The organism is Sphaerisporangium sp. NPDC051017, assembly GCF_040683095.1.
Classification (GTDB): Bacteria; Actinomycetota; Actinomycetes; order Streptosporangiales; family Streptosporangiaceae; genus Sphaerisporangium.
Map to the genome: position 1 here is coordinate 1 of NZ_JBFBCI010000042.1, position 16,146 is coordinate 16,146.

17 protein-coding genes are annotated in these 16,146 nt (G+C 70.5%); 9 read left to right on the top strand and 8 right to left on the bottom strand.

Going from position 1 to position 16,146, the window contains the following annotated elements; genetic code table 11:
* Together AB0M95_RS27825 and AB0M95_RS27830 are read left to right on the top strand one after the other, a co-directional pair.
* Positions 1–273 (top strand): transposase (locus AB0M95_RS27825; RefSeq protein WP_363770530.1); only part of this gene is annotated, 273 nt, incomplete at its 5' end.
* 56 nt (positions 274–329) lie between these two features.
* On the top strand, positions 330–494 hold the full coding sequence (locus AB0M95_RS27830) for a hypothetical protein (RefSeq protein WP_363770532.1): 165 nt from the start codon (positions 330–332) through the stop codon (positions 492–494).
* Between the two features lie 18 nt (positions 495–512).
* On the opposite strand, the gene AB0M95_RS27835 is transcribed toward AB0M95_RS27830, so the two are convergent.
* The gene (locus tag AB0M95_RS27835; RefSeq protein WP_363770535.1) at positions 513–1,535 is read right to left on the bottom strand and encodes a GDP-mannose 4,6-dehydratase; all 1,023 of its coding nucleotides are present in this window, start codon (positions 1,533–1,535) and stop codon (positions 513–515) included.
* 321 nt (positions 1,536–1,856) lie between these two features.
* Here AB0M95_RS27835 and AB0M95_RS27840 point away from each other — a divergent pair, with 321 nt between their 5' ends.
* Genes AB0M95_RS27840 through AB0M95_RS27860 form a run of 5 tightly spaced genes read left to right on the top strand, consistent with a single transcriptional unit; the run spans position 1,857 to position 6,059 of the window.
* Positions 1,857–3,134, top strand: a complete 1,278-nt coding sequence (locus AB0M95_RS27840; protein ID WP_363770538.1) for a glycosyltransferase family 4 protein — start codon at positions 1,857–1,859, stop codon at positions 3,132–3,134.
* A 59-nt stretch (positions 3,135–3,193) separates the two neighbouring features.
* Positions 3,194–3,907, top strand: a complete 714-nt coding sequence (locus AB0M95_RS27845) for a methyltransferase domain-containing protein (protein ID WP_363770540.1) — start codon at positions 3,194–3,196, stop codon at positions 3,905–3,907.
* Entirely contained in the window at positions 3,904–4,989 is a 1,086-nt protein-coding gene (locus AB0M95_RS27850; protein WP_363770543.1) for a prenyltransferase, read from the top strand. Before AB0M95_RS27845 ends, AB0M95_RS27850 begins: the two co-directional genes overlap by 4 nt.
* A gap of 53 nt (positions 4,990–5,042) precedes the next feature.
* Entirely contained in the window at positions 5,043–5,405 is a 363-nt protein-coding gene (locus AB0M95_RS27855; RefSeq protein WP_358511511.1) for a metalloregulator ArsR/SmtB family transcription factor, read from the top strand.
* Positions 5,406–5,408: 3 nt separating this feature from the next.
* Positions 5,409–6,059, top strand: a complete 651-nt coding sequence (locus tag AB0M95_RS27860; protein ID WP_363770546.1) for an SRPBCC family protein — start codon at positions 5,409–5,411, stop codon at positions 6,057–6,059.
* A gap of 73 nt (positions 6,060–6,132) precedes the next feature.
* Here AB0M95_RS27860 and AB0M95_RS27865 read toward each other — a convergent pair whose 3' ends face one another.
* Entirely contained in the window at positions 6,133–6,774 is a 642-nt protein-coding gene (locus tag AB0M95_RS27865) for a class I SAM-dependent methyltransferase (RefSeq protein WP_363770549.1), read from the bottom strand.
* Positions 6,775–7,045: 271 nt separating this feature from the next.
* Between AB0M95_RS27865 and AB0M95_RS27870 the strand changes: the two genes are divergently transcribed.
* Both AB0M95_RS27870 and AB0M95_RS27875 read left to right on the top strand, forming a co-directional pair.
* Complete coding sequence (locus tag AB0M95_RS27870) at positions 7,046–7,240, top strand: ferredoxin (RefSeq protein WP_358511503.1); 195 nt, start codon at positions 7,046–7,048, stop codon at positions 7,238–7,240.
* A gap of 52 nt (positions 7,241–7,292) precedes the next feature.
* On the top strand, positions 7,293–8,378 hold the full coding sequence (locus tag AB0M95_RS27875) for a Zn-dependent alcohol dehydrogenase (RefSeq protein WP_363770552.1): 1,086 nt from the start codon (positions 7,293–7,295) through the stop codon (positions 8,376–8,378).
* Between the two features lie 125 nt (positions 8,379–8,503).
* Here AB0M95_RS27875 and AB0M95_RS27880 read toward each other — a convergent pair whose 3' ends face one another.
* The 6 genes from AB0M95_RS27880 to AB0M95_RS27905 form a co-directional block, all read right to left on the bottom strand.
* Positions 8,504–9,511 carry a sugar phosphate isomerase/epimerase family protein gene (locus tag AB0M95_RS27880; RefSeq protein WP_363770555.1) on the bottom strand — a complete coding sequence of 336 codons (1,008 nt, stop codon included), beginning with the start codon at positions 9,509–9,511 and terminating at the stop codon, positions 8,504–8,506.
* 132 nt (positions 9,512–9,643) lie between these two features.
* On the bottom strand, positions 9,644–10,828 hold the full coding sequence (locus tag AB0M95_RS27885; protein WP_363770558.1) for a Gfo/Idh/MocA family oxidoreductase: 1,185 nt from the start codon (positions 10,826–10,828) through the stop codon (positions 9,644–9,646).
* A gap of 16 nt (positions 10,829–10,844) precedes the next feature.
* A complete protein-coding gene (locus AB0M95_RS27890; RefSeq protein ID WP_363770561.1) occupies positions 10,845–11,906 on the bottom strand; it encodes an ABC transporter substrate-binding protein in 1,062 nt (353 codons plus the stop codon).
* 190 nt (positions 11,907–12,096) lie between these two features.
* Positions 12,097–13,149: an ABC transporter permease gene (locus AB0M95_RS27895; protein WP_363770563.1), complete on the bottom strand. Its 1,053-nt coding sequence runs from the start codon at positions 13,147–13,149 to the stop codon at positions 12,097–12,099.
* On the bottom strand, positions 13,146–14,654 hold the full coding sequence (locus AB0M95_RS27900) for a sugar ABC transporter ATP-binding protein (RefSeq protein WP_358511485.1): 1,509 nt from the start codon (positions 14,652–14,654) through the stop codon (positions 13,146–13,148). Before AB0M95_RS27900 ends, AB0M95_RS27895 begins: the two co-directional genes overlap by 4 nt.
* A gap of 161 nt (positions 14,655–14,815) precedes the next feature.
* Positions 14,816–15,997: an ROK family transcriptional regulator gene (locus tag AB0M95_RS27905; RefSeq protein WP_358511482.1), complete on the bottom strand. Its 1,182-nt coding sequence runs from the start codon at positions 15,995–15,997 to the stop codon at positions 14,816–14,818.
* Positions 15,998–16,146: the final 149 nt, after the last annotated feature.

Genomic DNA, 16,146 nt, shown 5'->3' on the forward strand with positions numbered 1-16,146 from the left:
CTGCTGGAGTACAAGACCCGTGATCGCGGCGGGCTGGTGGTGAAGGTCCCCGCCCCGGGCACCTCGCAGACCTGCCACCGGTGCGGGCACCGCGACCCGGCCTCCCGTGACGGCACCCGGTTCTCCTGCACCAACCCTGCGTGCGGGTGGACCGGCCACGCCGACACCAACGCCGCGATCAACATTCGCAACGCCGCAGGAACTGTGGTGTCAGGACGTGGAGACCTCGGGGCTGCCCGGTCTGCGAAACGTCAACCCCCGCGCGCCGCTTGACCACGACGCGACGGGAGAATCTCCGGCCTTCAGCTTCAGGCCGGGGAGGAGTTCAAATGTCGGTCGGACGCGCGTCGTCGCTCACGTGGTTCCCGCTGTGGATCGCCCTCGGCGTCGTGGCGGTGCGGCGGCCGTGGGTCTGGTACGTGAGCATGGCGGTGATGCTCCCGGTGATGGCGATCAACGTCGGAAATTTCACCACAGGCGCCTGGATCGGCTGAGCGTAACCGGCACGCGGGCTACCAGGAGGAGTCCTGTTCTGGGTCGCTGCCCTCTGAGAGGAGGCGGATGTCTGAGTCGACCATCATCGCGACGAGCTCCTCGAATGACACCGACGGTTCCCAGCCGAGCTGGACGCGGGCCTTCTTCGGGTCCGCGCACAGCAGGTCCACCTCGGCGGGCCGGTGGAGTGCCTGGTCGGCGACGACGTACCGCTCCCAGTCGAGCCCGGCCGCCTCGAACGCCGCGACGACGAGCTCGCGGACCGACCGCGTCTGGCCGGTGCCGATCACGTAGTCCTCCGGGGCGGCGGCCTGGAGCATCAGGCGCATGGCCTGGACGTAGTCGCCGGCGTACCCCCAGTCGCGGCGGGCCTCCAGGTTGCCGAGGCGCAGTTCGGAGGCGAGGCCGAGCTTGATGCGGGCGGCGCCGAGCGTGACCTTGCGGGTGACGAACTCGGCGCCGCGCCGGGGCGACTCGTGGTTGAAGAGGATGCCGGAGACGGCGAACATGCCGTACGACTCGCGGTAGTTCTGGGTGAGGAAGTGCCCGTACGCCTTGGCCACGCCGTACGGCGAGCGCGGGTGGAAGGGGGTGCGCTCGTTCTGCGGGGTCTCGCGCACCTGGCCGAACATCTCGGAGGACGACGCCTGGTAGAAGCGGATCTGCCCGGATCCGGGGTTGCGTGAGGAGGTGATTCCGGAGCAGACCCGGATGGCCTCCAGCATGCGCAGGACGCCCATGCCGGTGACCTCGGCGGTCAGCTCGGCCTGTTCCCAGGACATGGGGACGAACGAGATGGCGCCGAGGTTGTAGACCTCGTCGGGCTGGACGCGTTCGACCGCGGAGATGAGCGAGCCCTGGTCGAGCAGGTCGCCGCGGACGAGTTCGACGTTCTGCAGCAGCCTGCGGACGCGGGCGACGCGCGGGTTCGCCTGGCCGCGGACGAGGCCCCAGACGTCGTACCCCCGGTCGAGCAGGTGCTCGGCGAGGTAGGAGCCGTCCTGCCCGGTGATGCCGGTGATCAGCGCACGCCTGGCCAACGGGTCCTCCTTGGTCTCCGGGCTAGGCGGCTTGGGTGGCTTCGCCCGAACTATGAGCTGTAAGACGCGAATGTACCTCTCAGGTCCCGGGCAAGCGCCATGGGCCGCTCACGATCTCACGGCCGGCGACTCTAGAACCAGTTCTACCGAGCGACGCTCGGTCGGGGTGACCGCCCAGTTCGCGGGGCATAGGGGCGGTTTGAGGCACAATTCCATGTTAAGGGCGGGTCAGTTACCAGATGGTAGGGTCACGGCTAAGATCGGCCTTCGCGGGTGCATGCCCCGCGAGGGTACCGAGCACCGCTCTCGAAAGGGGTGTCCGTGCAGGTTGCAGACGACGGGCGAGAGCACGAGGGCAGGCTGCGCGTCGCCCTGCTGTCGTACCGGAGCAAACCCACCTGCGGCGGACAGGGCGTCTACCTGCGCCACCTCAGCCGCGAGCTCGTCGCGCTCGGGCACCACGTCGAGGTCATCTCCGGCCCGCCCTACCCCGAGCTGGACGAGGGCGTCGTCCTCAACAAGCTGGAGAGCCTGGACCTGTACCGCGACGAGGACCCCTTCCGCACCCCCAGGCTCGCCGAGTACCGCGACTGGATCGACGTCCTCGAGGTCGCCACGATGTGGACGGCCGGCTTCCCCGAGCCGCTGACGTTCAGCCTGCGCGCGCTGCGCGAGCTGAAGATGCGCCACGGCGAGTTCGACATCGTCCAGGACAACCAGACGCTGGGATACGGCCTGCTCGGCATCCAGAAGCTGCTGCCGGTCGTCGGGACGATCCACCACCCGATCAGCGTGGACCGGCGCATCGAGCTGAAGGCCGCGCCGTGGCGCAGGCAGCTCTCGCTGCGCCGCTGGTACGGGTTCGTCCGCATGCAGAGCATCGTCGCGCCGAGGCTGAAGCCGATCCTCACGGTCAGCGAGTCGAGCCTGGCCGACATCCACCGCGACTTCAACGTGCCGCAGAGCAGCATGCGGCTGATCCCGCTGGGCGTGGACACCCGCTACTTCCACCCGCGCCCGCACCTGCCGAAGCGCCCGGGGTCGATCGTGGCCGTCGCCAGCGCCGACTCGCCGATGAAGGGCGTCGCCACGCTGCTGCGCGCCGTGGCCAAGCTCGCCACCGAGCGGGACGTGCACCTCACCGTCGTCAGCAAGCCGACGGCGGGCGGTCCCACCGAGAAGCTCGTCCAGGAGCTCACGCTCGGCGACCGCGTCCGGTTCGTCCACGGCATCTCCGACGACGAGCTGGGCGAGCTGATCGCCACCTCGGAGATCTCCGTCGTGCCGTCGCTGTACGAGGGCTTCTCGCTGCCGGCCGTCGAGCACATGGCGTGCGGGACGCCGCTGGTCGCCAGCCGTACGGGCGCGTTGCCCGAGGTCGTCGGGGACGCGGCCGTGCAGGTGGCGCCGGGCGACCCCGAGGAGCTGGCCGCGGCGCTGCTACGGCTGCTCGACTCGCCCGCGGAGCGCGAGCGGGTGGGCAGGGCCGGCTACGACCGGGTGATGGAGCGCTACACCTGGCACGTCGTGGCCAAGCGCACCGTCGAGGCCTACCGCGAGGCGATCGCGGCCCGTGAGAACGCGCACGCGAAGCGGTGAACGCCCGCGCGGCGAACGCGCGGAGCGAAACGGACCAGACGGTGAAAGGGGAGCGGTAGGTGCTGACCGTCGACTTCCGGCGGCTGCCGGTCGGGCCCGGCGTCCGCGTACTGGATCTCGGGTGCGGCGGCGGCCGTCACGCCTTCGAGGTCCTGCGGCGCGGCGCGGACGTGGTGGCCTTCGACCAGGACACGGACGAGCTGAAGAGCGTGGCGAGCATGTTCGCGGCCATGGAGACGGCCGGGGAGGCGCCGCCGGAGGCCACCGCCGAGACCGTGACCGGCGACGCGCTGGCCATGCCGTTCCCCGACGCGTCGTTCGACCGGGTGATCGCGGCCGAGGTGCTGGAGCACATCCCGGACGACATGGCCGCGATGCGCGAGATCCACCGGGTGCTGAAGCCGGGCGGGCTCGCGGCGGTCACCGTGCCGAGCTTCCTTCCCGAGCGCATCTGCTGGGCGCTGTCGGAGGCGTACCACACCGCTCCCGGCGGGCACGTGCGCATCTACACGCTGGCCGAGCTGTCCGCCAAGCTGAAGGCGACGGGTCTGGTCGTCGGCCCGCACCACCACGCCCACGGGCTGCACTCCCCGTACTGGTGGATCAAGTGCGCGGTGGGCGTCGACAACGACGGCCATCCGCTGGCCAAGGCGTACCACGAGCTGCTCGTCTGGGACATCATGAAACGTCCCGCCCTGACCCGGATCGCGGAGTCCGTGCTCAACCCCCTCATCGGGAAGAGCGTGGTCCTCTACGTCCGGAAGCCCGCTTGACCGCGGGGCGGGCCGCGGTGCCGGCCGTCCCTGGGGTGATCACGGCGGAGCAGGTCGTCGCGACCGCGCACAGCATCGCGGCCGTCCAGGAGGCGGACGGCGGCGTCCCGTGGCCGGAAGGGCACGTCGACGCGTGGAACCACGTCGAGTGCCTGATGGCGATGACCGTCGCGGGCCTGAACGCCGAGGCCAGGAAGGGGTACGACTGGCTGGCGCGCGCCCAGCGGCCCGACGGCTCGTGGCCGGCGAAGATGGTGCGCGGCGAGGCCGCCGAGGCGAACGGCGAGAGCAACCATGCCGCGTACGTCGCGGTGGGCGTGTGGCACGACCTGCTGGTGACCGGCGACGAGGACTTCACCCGCGCCATGTGGCCGGTGGTCAGGAGGGCGCTGGACTTCGTCGTCGACCTGCAGACCCCGCGCGGCGAGATCATCTGGGAACGCTCGCCGTCGGGCGTCCCGGCGACGTACGCGCTGCTGACGGGGTGCTCGTCCATCTACCAGGGGCTGCGGTGCGGCGTGCTGCTCGGCGAGCACCTGGGCGACCCGCACCCGGACTGGGAACTGGCCGCCGACCGGCTCGGGCACGTGCTCGCCGCGCACCCTGAGGCGTTCGCGGACAAGAGCCGGTTCTCGATGGACTGGTACTACCCGATCCTCGGCGGCGCGGTGCGCGGCCCGGGGGCGCGGGAACGGCTCGACCGGCAGTGGGAGACGTTCGTCGAGCGGGGCCTCGGCGTGCGGTGCGTGTCGGACCAGCCGTGGGTGACGGGCGCGGAGTCCTGCGAGCTGGCCATGACGCTGGACGCCGCCGGTGACCGGGAGCGTGCGCTCACCGTCTTCGGTGAGATGCAGCACATGCGCCACGAGAACGGGTCGTACTGGACGGGCTGGCAGTTCGTGAACAGGGCGTGGTTCCCCCACGAGCAGTCGGCGTACACCGCGGCCGCCGTGATCCTGGCCGCCGACGCGCTGTCGGACACGACGCCGGGCTCCGACCTGTTCCGCCAGGCCGGACGGTACGTCGTCCCGGTCGTGGACCCGGGCTCCTGCGGCTGCTCGCGGGCGTCGAGCCGCACCTGATCCTCGTAATATACGTTTTGACTTATATAAGTGGGGAGCTGTAGAAACTAGGGGTGCATGCGTTCGATGTGCTCGGCGACCCGGTGCGGCGCAGGATTCTCGAACTGCTCGCCGACGGCGAGAAGACCTCCGGCGCGGTCTGCGCGGTCATCCAGGAGGAGTTCAAGATCTCGCAGCCTGCCGTCTCGCAGCATCTGAAGGTGCTGCGGGACAACGGCTTCGCGACCGTACGCCCGGACGGAGTGCGCCGCCTGTACGCGGTGAACTCCGAGCCGCTGCGCGACGTCGACGCCTGGCTCGACCGTTTCCGGCGCTTCTGGGCCCCGAAGCTCGACGCGCTGGGAACGGAACTGGCCCGCGGCAAGCGCGAACGCCGGCTGCGCGGTCACGGCCACGACCCCGAACCAGAGGATTGAACGATGGAAGTCTCCGAGCAGATCAACGCGGTCCAGCGCCACCTCGGCACGCGCGTTCTCGACGCGGGTGAGGCGCGCGTCCTCACCATCAGCCAGGTCTACGACGCCACGGTGGAAGACGTGTGGGACGCCTGCACGAACGCCGAGCGCATCCCGCGCTGGTTCCTGCCCGTCAGCGGCGACCTGCGCGTCGGCGGCCGCTACCAGTTCGAGGGCAACGCCGGCGGCACCGTCGAGCGGTGCGACCCGCCGAAGAGCTTCGCCGCCACCTGGGAGCACGGCGGCGGCATGAGCTGGATCGAGGTGACCGTCTCCCCCGAGGCCGACGGCACGCGGTTCGAGCTGCAGCACATCGTGCTCGCGAGCGACGTGGACGGCCACTGGGATACGTTCGGCCCCGGCGCGGTCGGCATCGGCTGGGACTCGGGGCTCATGGGCCTGGCCACCCACCTCGGCTCCGGCCGGGGCGTCACCCCCGACGCGGCCGCCGAATGGATCGCCTCCGACGAGGGCAAGCGGTTCTTCACGCTGAGCGGCGAGCGCTGGCGCGACGCCGACATCGCCGCCGGCGCGGACGAGGCGACGGCCACGGCCGCGGCCGAGCGCGTCATCGCCGCGTACACCGCTTCCCCGGAGGCGGCCCCCGAAGCCTGAGCGCCCGCGCAGCCGGACCCCGCCGGGGAAGCCCGCCGTGACCGCGGCGGGCTCCCCGGAACCGGTCCCCGGGTCAGGGGGTGGCGACGCGTTCCAGGACGCGTAGGGAGCCTTGGGCTCGGGTCTCCTTGTACTCGCCGCCGGCGAGGGCGCGCTGGTAGACGCGGTACGGGGCCTGGCCGCCGGTCTTGGGGTCGGGGTAGATGTCGTGGAAGACCAGGGCGCCGCCCGGGATGACGTGGTGCGCCCAGCCCTCGTAGTCCTTGGTGACGGGGTCCTCGGAGTGGCCGCCGTCGATGAACAGCATGGCGAGCGGGGTGCGCCAGTACCGCGCGACGACCTCCGAGCGGCCGACGATGGCGATGACCTGGTCCTCCAGCCCGGCCGAGGCGATGGCGGCGCGGAAGAACGGCAGGGAGTCCATCTTGCCGAAGCGCGGGTCCATGAGGGTGGGGTCGTGGTGGGCCCAGCCGGGCTGGATCTCCTCCGAGCCGCGGTGGTGGTCGACGGTGAAGACGACCGTGCCGATCTCGCGGGCGGCGGCGCCCAGGTAGATCGCGGACTTGCCGCAGTAGGTGCCGATCTCGCAGATCGGCCCGCGCGGGCCGTACACGCATGCGGTCTCGAAGAGGGCCAGCCCTTCGTCCTTGGGCATGAAGCCCTTGGCACGCTCGGCCGCATGACGCAGGTCCGCCGGGAACGACATTTCAGTCATGATTTTTCCCTTGTGTACGGCAACGCTGCTGCACCCTATCTACAACGCTCGAACCGCCCGATGCGTGCCCCCACCCCTGATCCAAAGGCTCTGGAACAATATTCCAACGCTTCTTGCCGCCCCTGTTGGAACGTGTTCTACTTTCCTGCGTGAACCGGCGTGCGCGAACCCTCACGCGAGGCGCGGTGTTCAGCGATCACCGTAGGCTCGCCACCGGCGCGACGGCCTAGGCTCGCGTCGACAGCGCAGAACCACCGCGAGGAGGGCTCCGATGAAGATCAAGGTGAACTACGACGTCTGCGAGGCCAACGCCGTCTGCATGGGCCTGGCCCCGGACGTCTTCGAGGTGGACGACGAGGACAACCTGCACGTCCTGCTGCCCGAGCCGCCGCCCGAGGCACTCGACCGCGTCCGCCACGCCGTCCGCTCCTGCCCGAAGGCCGCGCTCTCCCTTCAGGCGGACTGAGCCGCTCCCCACAGTCCCGAGGACCCCGCCAAGGAACAAGGAGGTCTGCCCGATGCGAGCCGCCCTGCTGCACGCCGTCGGCGACGGCAAGCTGGACATCCGCGACGACGTCACCCTCACCCCCGTGGGCCCGTCGGACGTCCGGGTGAAGATCAAGGCGACCGGCGTCTGCCACTCCGACCTGTCGGTGATGACGGGTGTGCTGCCCATGCCGTTGCCGCTGGTCCCGGGGCACGAGGGCGCGGGCGAGGTCGCGGAGGTCGGCGACCACGTCACCACGGTCGAGCCGGGCGACCACGTGATCGTGAACTGGACGCCCGCGTGCGACGCGTGCCCGAACTGCGCGGCCGGCCAGCCGTACCTGTGCACGACCTACCTGGTGCAGAGCTTCTCGCTGGCCCGGTTCCGGTTCGGCGGGGACACCCCGGCGTTCGGCATGACGGGCTGCGGCACCTGGGCCGAGGAGATCGTGGTGCCCTGGCAGGGCGCGGTCAAGGTGGACTCCGACGTGCCGTTCGAGGTCGCGGCGCTGATCGGCTGCGGCATCACGACCGGCGTCGGCGCGGCGATCAACACGGCGAAGGTCAGGCCGGGCGCCACCGTGGCGGTGATCGGCTGCGGCGGCGTGGGGCTGTCGGTGATCCAGGGCGCGCGGGTGTCGGGGGCCACGAAGATCCTCGCGGTCGACCCGCTGACGTCCAAGCATGAGCTGGCCAGGAAGGTCGGCGCGACCGACGTCTGCACTCCGGATCAGCTCGCGGAGGCGGTCGGCTCGCTGACCGGCGGCCGGGGGTTCGACTACGGGTTCGAGGTCGTCGGGAAGTCGGCGACCATCATGTCCGCCTGGCAGGCGACCCGGCGCGGCGGCGACGTCGTCGTGGTCGGTGCCGGGGCGATGGACGACCTGGTGCGACTGTCGGCGTTCGCCCTGCTGTTCGAGGGCAAGAACCTGCTCAGCTCGCTGTACGGCGGCAGCGACGTCCGGCGTGACTTCCCGTTCCTGGTGAACCTGTGGAAGGCGGGCAAGCTCGACCTGGAGAGCATGATCAGCTCGCGCATCCGGCTCGCCGACCTCAACGACGCCGCCGCGGCCCTGCGCGGCGGCGAGGCGCTGCGGCAGGTCGTCGTCTTCGACTGAGCTTCGGCTGAGCGTCGGCTGAGCGTCGCCCGACCTTTGACCGAGCCGTCGGCAGCGTGCGGCTCCCCGGGCCGGTCGTGCGGCCCGGGGAGCCCGCGGTCACGCTGTGGACGGCTCTCCGCCGGTCACTCCGAGGAGAACGCGGCGTCGAACGCGGCGGCCGGCGGCGTGATCTTGTTGAGGCCCTTGACGAAGCTCAGGGCCTCGGGGGCGCCGTCGAGGCGGTCCATGCCGGCGTCCTCCCACTCGATCGAGATGGGGCCCTCGTAGCCGATCGCGTTGAGGGCGCGGAAGCAGTCCTCCCAGGGCACGTCTCCCCGGCCGGTGGACACGAAGTCCCAGCCGCGGCGCAGGTCGGCCCAGGGCAGGTGGGACGCCAGGCGGCCCTTGCGGCCGTCGCCGGTGCGCACCTTGGCGTCCTTGCAGTCCACATGGTAGATGCGGTCGGCGAAGTCGAGGATGAACCCGACCGGGTCGAGTTCCTGCCACACCATGTGGGAGGGGTCCCAGTTCAGGCCGAACGCGGGACGGTGGCCGATGGCCTCCAGCGTGCGCACGGTGGTGTGGTAGTCGTAGGCGATCTCGCTCGGGTGGACCTCGTGGGCGAACCGCACGCCGACCTCGTCGTACACGTCGAGGATCGGGTTCCAGCGGTCGGCGAAGTCCTGGTAGCCGGCGTCGATCATCGCCGGGGAGACCGGCGGGAACATCGCGACGGTCTTCCAGATGGACGACCCGGTGAAACCGACGACCGTGTTCACGCCGAGCTTGGCGGCGGCGCGGGCGGTGTCCTTCAGCTCCTCGGCGGCGGCCCGGCGGACCTCCTCGGGGTCGCCCGAGCCCCAGATGCGCGCCGGCAGGATGCCCTTGTGCCGCTCGTCGATCGGGCTGTCGCAGACCGCCTGCCCGACGAGGTGGTTGGAGATCGCCCAGACCTTCAGCCCGTACTTCTCCAGGACCTCCAGCTTGCGCGGGATGTACGAGTCGTCCGCCAGGGCCTTGTCGACCTCGAAGTGGTCACCCCAGCAGGCGATCTCCAGGCCGTCGTACCCCCACTCGCCGGCCAGGCGGCACACCTCTTCGAACGGCAGGTCGGCCCACTGGCCGGTGAACAGCGTGATCGGTCGCGTCATGACCCCTCTCCTTCCTTCTCCGCAAAGCTTGCATGGCTCCACATGGCCTGCCCCGCGTGGCCCGGCTCACGTGGGAGATCCGGGCGGGCGACCCGCGCCTTGGGCCGCCCGCCCGGATCGGTCGGGTGGGGATCACTCGGTGACGGGCGTCCAGCGGCTCTCGTTCGCCGCGCTCTGCTCGACCGCGGCGAGCACCCGCTGAACGCGCAGCCCGTCGGCGAACGAGGGCTCGGGGTCGGTGCCGTTGCCGATCGCCTCCAGGAAGTCCTTCACCTCGTGGCTGAAGGTGTGCTCGTACCCGAGCCCGTGCCCCGGCGGCCACCACGCCCCCGCGTACGGGTGTCCCGACTCGGTGACGTAGATGCGGCGGAACCCGGCCTCCTCGGCGGGCAGGGTGTGGTCGTGGAACCACAGCTCGTTCATGGCCTCGAAGTCGAACGACAGGCTGCCGAGCGAGCCGTTGACCTCGATGCGCATGGCGTTCTTGCGTCCGGCGGCGAAGCGGGTCGCCTCGAAGGACGCGAGGCCGCCGCCGGACAGCCGTCCGATGAACACCGCCGCGTCGTCCACGGTGACGGTGCCCGTCCCGCCCGCCTCGCCGGCACCGGCGGCCAGGCCCTCGGACTCCTCGGCCATGGGCCGCTCGCCGATGAACGTCGCGGTGAGGGCGGAGACGCCGGTCAGCTTCTGGCCGGTGACGAACTGGGCCGTGTCCACGATGTGGGAGCCGATGTCGCCCAGCGCGCCGGACCCGGCCTTGTCGCGCTGGAGCCGCCACACGAGGGGGAACTCGGGGTCGACGATCCAGTCCTGCAGGTACTGCGCCCGCACGTGGCGGATCTCGCCGAGGCGGCCCTCGGCCACGAACCGCCGCGCCAGCGCGACCGCGGGCACGCGCCGGTAGTTGAACGCGACCATGCTGCGCACGCCGCGCTCGGCGGCCCGCTCGGCCGCCGTCGCCATGGCCTCGGCCTCGGCGACGGTGTTGGCCAGCGGCTTCTCGCACAGGACGTGCTTGCCCGCCTCCAGGGCGGCGATGGCGATCTCGGCGTGGGAGTCGCCGGGGGTGCACACGTCGACGATGTCGACGTCGTCCCGCTTGATCAGCTCCTTCCAGTCGTGCTCGACCGCGGCCCAGCCGAGCTGGGCCGCGGCGGCGGCGGTGCGGTCCTCGGACCTACCGGACAGCACCGCCATGACCGGCGCGACCGGCAGGTCGAAGAACGCGTCGACGCTGCGCCACGCCTGGGAGTGCACGCGCCCCATGAACGCGTACCCGACCATGCCGACCCCGAGCGCCGGCCTGTTGTCACTCACGTAAGACCCCCGAGAATTAGGATTCGAAGCCGAGCGGCAGGTACTGGGCCACGTTCTCCTTGGTGATGGTCTCCGATGCCAGCGTGATCGACTGCGGCACCTGCCGCTCGACCAGGTCGCTGAGGCCCTTGCCCTGCGCGATGAGCCGGGCGAGCTTGATCGCCGAGCCGGCCATCGTCGGGCTGTAGGTCACCGTCGCCTTGAGCACGCCGCTGTCCGCCTGGATCTCGCGCATCGCGTTGGCCGAGCCGGCGCCGCCGACCATGAAGAACTCGCTGCGGTTGGCCTCCTTGATGGCGGCCAGGACGCCGATGCCCTGGTCGTCGTCGTGGTTCCAGATCGCGTCGATCTTCTTGTGCGCCTGGAGCAGGTTGCTCGCCACCTGGGTGCCGGACTCGACGGTGAACTTCGCGTCCTGCTGCGCGGTGACGCTGAAGCCGTAGCTCTTCAGCGCGTCGGCGAAGCCCTTGCTGCGGTCCTGGGTGAGCGGGAGGGTCGCGATGCCCTGGATCTCCAGGATCACCGGGTTGGAGACGCCCTTGTCCTTCAGCGTCTTGCCGATGTAGTTGCCGGCGGCCACGCCCATGCCGTAGTTGTCGCCACCGATCCAGGTCCGGTAGGACAGCTTGTCGGGGAAGACGCGGTCGAGGTTGATCACCGGGATGCCGGCGTCCATCGCCCTGCGGGCGACCTGGTTGAGCTGCCCGCCGTCGTTGGGCAGCAGGACCAGCGCGCTGACCTTGGCCGCGATGAGCGAGTCCACGGCCGAGATCTGCTGGTTGATGTCGTTGGTCGGCTCGACGGGCTTGAACTCGACATCGGTGTACTTCTTGGCCTCGTCGGCCGCGTTCTTGGCGATGGCCGCGATCCAGCCGTGGTCGGCGGCCGGGGCCGAGAAGCCGATGACGACCTTGGTGCCCGGCTCGTCGTTACCGGTGCCGGCGGTGGTCTCCTGCGGGGCCGCCGTGGTGGGGGCAGCGGCGGCGGGCTCGTTGCTCGTGCAGGCGCTCACGAGGGCCCCTGCGCCGATGACGGCTCCGCTGACGAGGAATCCTCGCCTGGCGACGCGCTTTTCCATGTGAAATGTCTCCTTCTTTGGGGGTTACCGGGCCTCGCCACGGGTGGATCCGGTTGTTCAGGTGTTCAGGGCTTGCGGGCCTGACCGATCTGCGGGGTTTCGCGGGGGTTCGCCGTTCTTGCGGGCACGGCGAACCGGCCGCGGGTCCCCGGGTGGTCGGCCCCGGGGACGCGGATCCCGCCCGCGCGCCCTAGGTTCGCGATTCCAGGCTTCTGCGCTGCAGGAGGACGGCGATCACGATGATCAGCCCCTTGGCGATGAGCTGGTCACTGGTGTTGAGGCCGTTGAGGATGAACAGGTCGGTGATGACCGTGAAGATCAAAAGCCCGAGGATCGAGCCGATGATGGTTCCCCGGCCACCGGTGAGGAGGGTGCCCCCGATGATCACGGCGGCGATCGCGTCGAGCTCGTACAGATCGCCGTGAGTGCTGGAGCCCGTGGTGGTGCGGGCCATGATGAGAACGGCGGCGATGCCGCAGCAGAGGCCGGACAGCGCGTACAGCAGCAGGGTGTGGCTCCGTACGTTGATGCCGGCGAGGCGGGCGGCCTCAGGGTTGCCGCCGACCGCGTAGGTGCGCCGTCCGAAGGTCGTGCGGTTGAGCACGATCCATCCGACGATCACCACGGCCGCGAAGATGTAGACCAGGATCGGCAGTCCGAGGACCCGGGTGGTCGACAGTTCCACGATCGCGTTGTTGTCCGGCCGGACGAGCTGGGTCCTGCGGTCGGACATGCGCTGGGCGAGACCGCGGGCGGCGACGAGCATCGCGAGGGTGGCGATGAACGGCACCATCCGCCCGTAGGAGATGAGGAAGCCGTTGACGAGGCCCGCGCCCGTGCCGACGACGACGGCGCAGATGATCATCACGACCGGCCCGTACGACTGGGTGGCCAGCGTCGTCGCCCACACGGATGCCAGGGCCATGACGGCGCCCACCGACAGGTCGATGCCGCCGCCGATGATGACGAACGTCGCGCCGACGGTGATGACGCCGATCGTCGAGGCCAGGGCCAGGATGTTGACGAGGTTGGACGAGGTGGCGAAGGCGTCCGGCACGGTGACCAGGCCGACGATGCCCAGCAGCGCCAGCGCCACGACGAGGCCGAGGTGCCGCGCCTGGCCCACCTTGCTCAACACGCCGGGCGCCTTGGCGGAACCCGCCTTGCCCTCGATGCGTGCGTGCCCGTCGGCCGGTGGGGGCGTGCTAGAAGTGCCGCCGCCCGACGCGCGTGCGTTCGTCACAGCGCGCTCCCTTCCATGATCATGTCTAGTACGCGTGATTCGTCGAGTTCGCGGGCGTCGGACTCGTGGATGACCTTGCCCTCGCGAAGCACCAGCACCCGGTCGGCCAGCCCGAGCACCTCGGGGACCTCACTGGACACCAGCAGCACGCCCACGCCCTCGTCCGCCAGTCGCCGGACCACGGCGTACAACTCGGCCCGGGCGCCGACGTCGACGCCCCGGGTCGGCTCGTCCAGGAGGAGCAGCTTGCGCCCCTCGACGAGCCATCGGGCGAACACGGCCTTCTGCTGGTTGCCGCCCGAAAGGGTCCTGACCGGTTTGCGGGGATCTCCCGGCCGGATGTCGAGCGTCTGGACCAGCCGCGCGGCCTCGGTGTTCTCGCCCCGGCGGTCCACCCAGCCCAGCTTGGCGTACTTGGAGAGACCGGCGATCGTGATGTTGCGCGCGACGGACTCGTTCATCAGCAGCGCCTGGGATTTACGCTCCTCGGGAGCCAGGCCCATGCCCATCTGCACGGCCTTGGACGTGCTGCCCGCGGGCACGCGGTCCCCGGCGAGCACGACCGTGCCCGCGGACGGGCGGCGCGCGCCGTAGATCGTCTCCACGACCTCCGACCGTCCCGAGCCGACCAGGCCGGCCAGTCCGACGATCTCGCCCTCCCGGATGGTGAGCGACACGTCGGCGAAGTGGCCGGGCAGCGTGAGACCCTCGACCTTCAGCACCTCGGGCTTGCCGTCGTGGGCCCCGGGCTCCGGGCGCGGCGGGAAGACGTACGCGACGTCCCGGCCGGTCATCAGCGAGACGATCGAGGAGGTCGAGGTGTCGCGGGCGGGCAGTCCGACGGCGGCCGTCCGTCCGTCCTTCAGCACGGTGACGCGGTCGCCGATCTCGCGGATCTCCTCCAGCCGGTGGGAGATGTACACCACGGCGACGCCCTCCGCGGTCAGGTCCCTGATCACGCGGAACAGGTTCCCGACCTCGTCGTGCGCGAGCGCGGCCGACGGCTCGTCCATGACGATCAGCTTCGCCTGGTGCGACAGTGCGCGGGCCATGCTAACGATTTGCTTCCCCGCGGCGGGCAGGCGGCCGACCTCCGTACCGGGACGCATCTCGCCGTGCCCGAGGCGGCCGAGCAGCTCGGCTGCGGCCTTGTTCATCTCGCCCCGGCGGGTGAAGCCGAGCGCGGCCTGCTCGTGGCCGAGGAAGATGTTCTCGGCGACCGAGAGCCCGTCCACCAGGTCGAGCTCCTGGTAGATGGTCGAGATGCCGGACTTGATGGCCGCGATCGGACCGGCGAAGCGGACCGGCTCGCCGCCGAACGTCACGGTGCCCTCGTCGGGCTGGTGGGCGCCCGCGAGGATCTTGATCAACGTGGACTTGCCCGCGCCGTTCTGACCGAGCAGGCAGTGCACCTCGCCGGCGCGGACGTCGAGGTCGACGCCGTCGAGGGCGCGTACGCCGGGAAACTGTTTGACGATCCCGCGCATGACCAGCAGGTCGCTCACAGGGCCTCCGGAAGGGGTCGGGGCATGGGGATGGGGCTTGGGGGAGTTGGAGTGTTCGGAAGATCCGTGGACGGTCGGCTGAGCGATCCACCGTGCGGGCGGATCTTCGTTCCGGGGACGGTCAGGGTTTCCGGAGCTTGGCGCGGGCGGGCTATGTGGGGCTATGAGGCGGAGAAGACGTGGTCGGTGATGAGCCGGGCGCCACCGATGACCCCGGCGGCGTCCCCCAGCTCGGACAGGACGATGGGCAGGTTGCCGGTGGCCAGGGGCAGCGACCGGCGGTAGACGACGCTCCTGATCTCCGCGAGCAGCACGTGACCCAGCCGGGCCACCCCACCCGCGATGATCATGAGGCCGGGGTTGAAGAAGCTGACGAGACCGGCGAGGACCTGCCCCGCCTGGCGCCCGCCGTCGCGGATGAGCCGGATCGCGGCCGGGTCGCCGAGCGCCGCCGCCGCGGCGACGTCCTCGGCGGTGAGGTGCCCCATCTGGGCGAGCCGCTCGGTCAGGTAGGGCGAGCGGGGCGCGATCCTGACGGCCTCCCTGGCGAGGGCGGCGCCACCGAAGTAGGCCTCCAGGCAGCCGGAGTTGCCGCAGGTGCAGGTCGGACCCTGGTCGTCGACCCGCATGTGACCGATGTCGCCGGCGCTTCCCGACACGCCCCGGTAGATCTTGCCGTCCACCACGATGCCGCAGCCGATACCGGTGCCTATCTTGATGAGCAGGAAGTCGTCCACCTGGCGCGCCAGGCCGGCGTGGAGCTCTCCCAGGGCCATGAGATTGACGTCGTTGTCGACCATGGCGGGGCAGCCGAGCTCCTGGCTGATCGCCTCCTTCACCGGATACCGGTCCCAGCCGGGCATGATCGGCGGGGCCACGGGCACGCCCTCGCGGAAGCTGACCGGGCCGGGCACGCCGATCCCCGCTCCGTGGAGCTGGGAGAACAGGCCCTGTTCGCGCAGCTTGCCGACGAGCTCCATCGCCCGGTCGAGCACCACGGCGGGTCCCTCGCGCACGTCGCACGGCTCACTCACGTGGCCGAGGATCTCCAACTCGCCGTTGGTGACGGCGACGTCCACCGAGGTGGCGCCGATGTCGATGCCGACGAACCGCATGTGCGGCGACAGCCGAACCATGCCGGACCGCCTGCCCCCGCGGGAGGCGGCCAGCCCGGCCTGCTCGACCAGCCCCATCTCGATGAGACGGTCGAGCTCGAGGTTCAGCTTGGAACGCGACAGCTCGATGTCGTCACCGAGCTCCGCGCGGGAACGGCCGCCGTCGCGCAGGAGACGCAGAAGCGCCGCCTGGTGGACGTTCTCCGGCCGTACGGGGATGCGTTTCACATGGCCTCCGGTATCGGAGTGATGTGAGGCAGAAGTTAGTTCACTTCCGCTACCTGCGTGAAGCCCTTTTTGGTGACGATTCAGAACTTTTGCTGTTATCAGCGAAAGCTGGGGGGTCTTTGGGCCGTCAGAGCATCGCCTTGAGCGAG

Coding starts and splice junctions, on each gene's coding strand:
- AB0M95_RS27860 (WP_363770546.1), top strand. CDS start 5,409: ATGGAAGTCTCCGAGCAGATCAACGCGGTCCAGCGCCACCTCGGCACG.
- AB0M95_RS27875 (WP_363770552.1), top strand. CDS start 7,293: ATGCGAGCCGCCCTGCTGCACGCCGTCGGCGACGGCAAGCTGGACATC.
- AB0M95_RS27865 (WP_363770549.1), bottom strand. CDS start 6,774: ATGACTGAAATGTCGTTCCCGGCGGACCTGCGTCATGCGGCCGAGCGT.
- AB0M95_RS27870 (WP_358511503.1), top strand. CDS start 7,046: ATGAAGATCAAGGTGAACTACGACGTCTGCGAGGCCAACGCCGTCTGC.
- AB0M95_RS27830 (WP_363770532.1), top strand. CDS start 330: ATGTCGGTCGGACGCGCGTCGTCGCTCACGTGGTTCCCGCTGTGGATC.
- AB0M95_RS27880 (WP_363770555.1), bottom strand. CDS start 9,511: ATGACGCGACCGATCACGCTGTTCACCGGCCAGTGGGCCGACCTGCCG.
- AB0M95_RS27890 (WP_363770561.1), bottom strand. CDS start 11,906: ATGGAAAAGCGCGTCGCCAGGCGAGGATTCCTCGTCAGCGGAGCCGTC.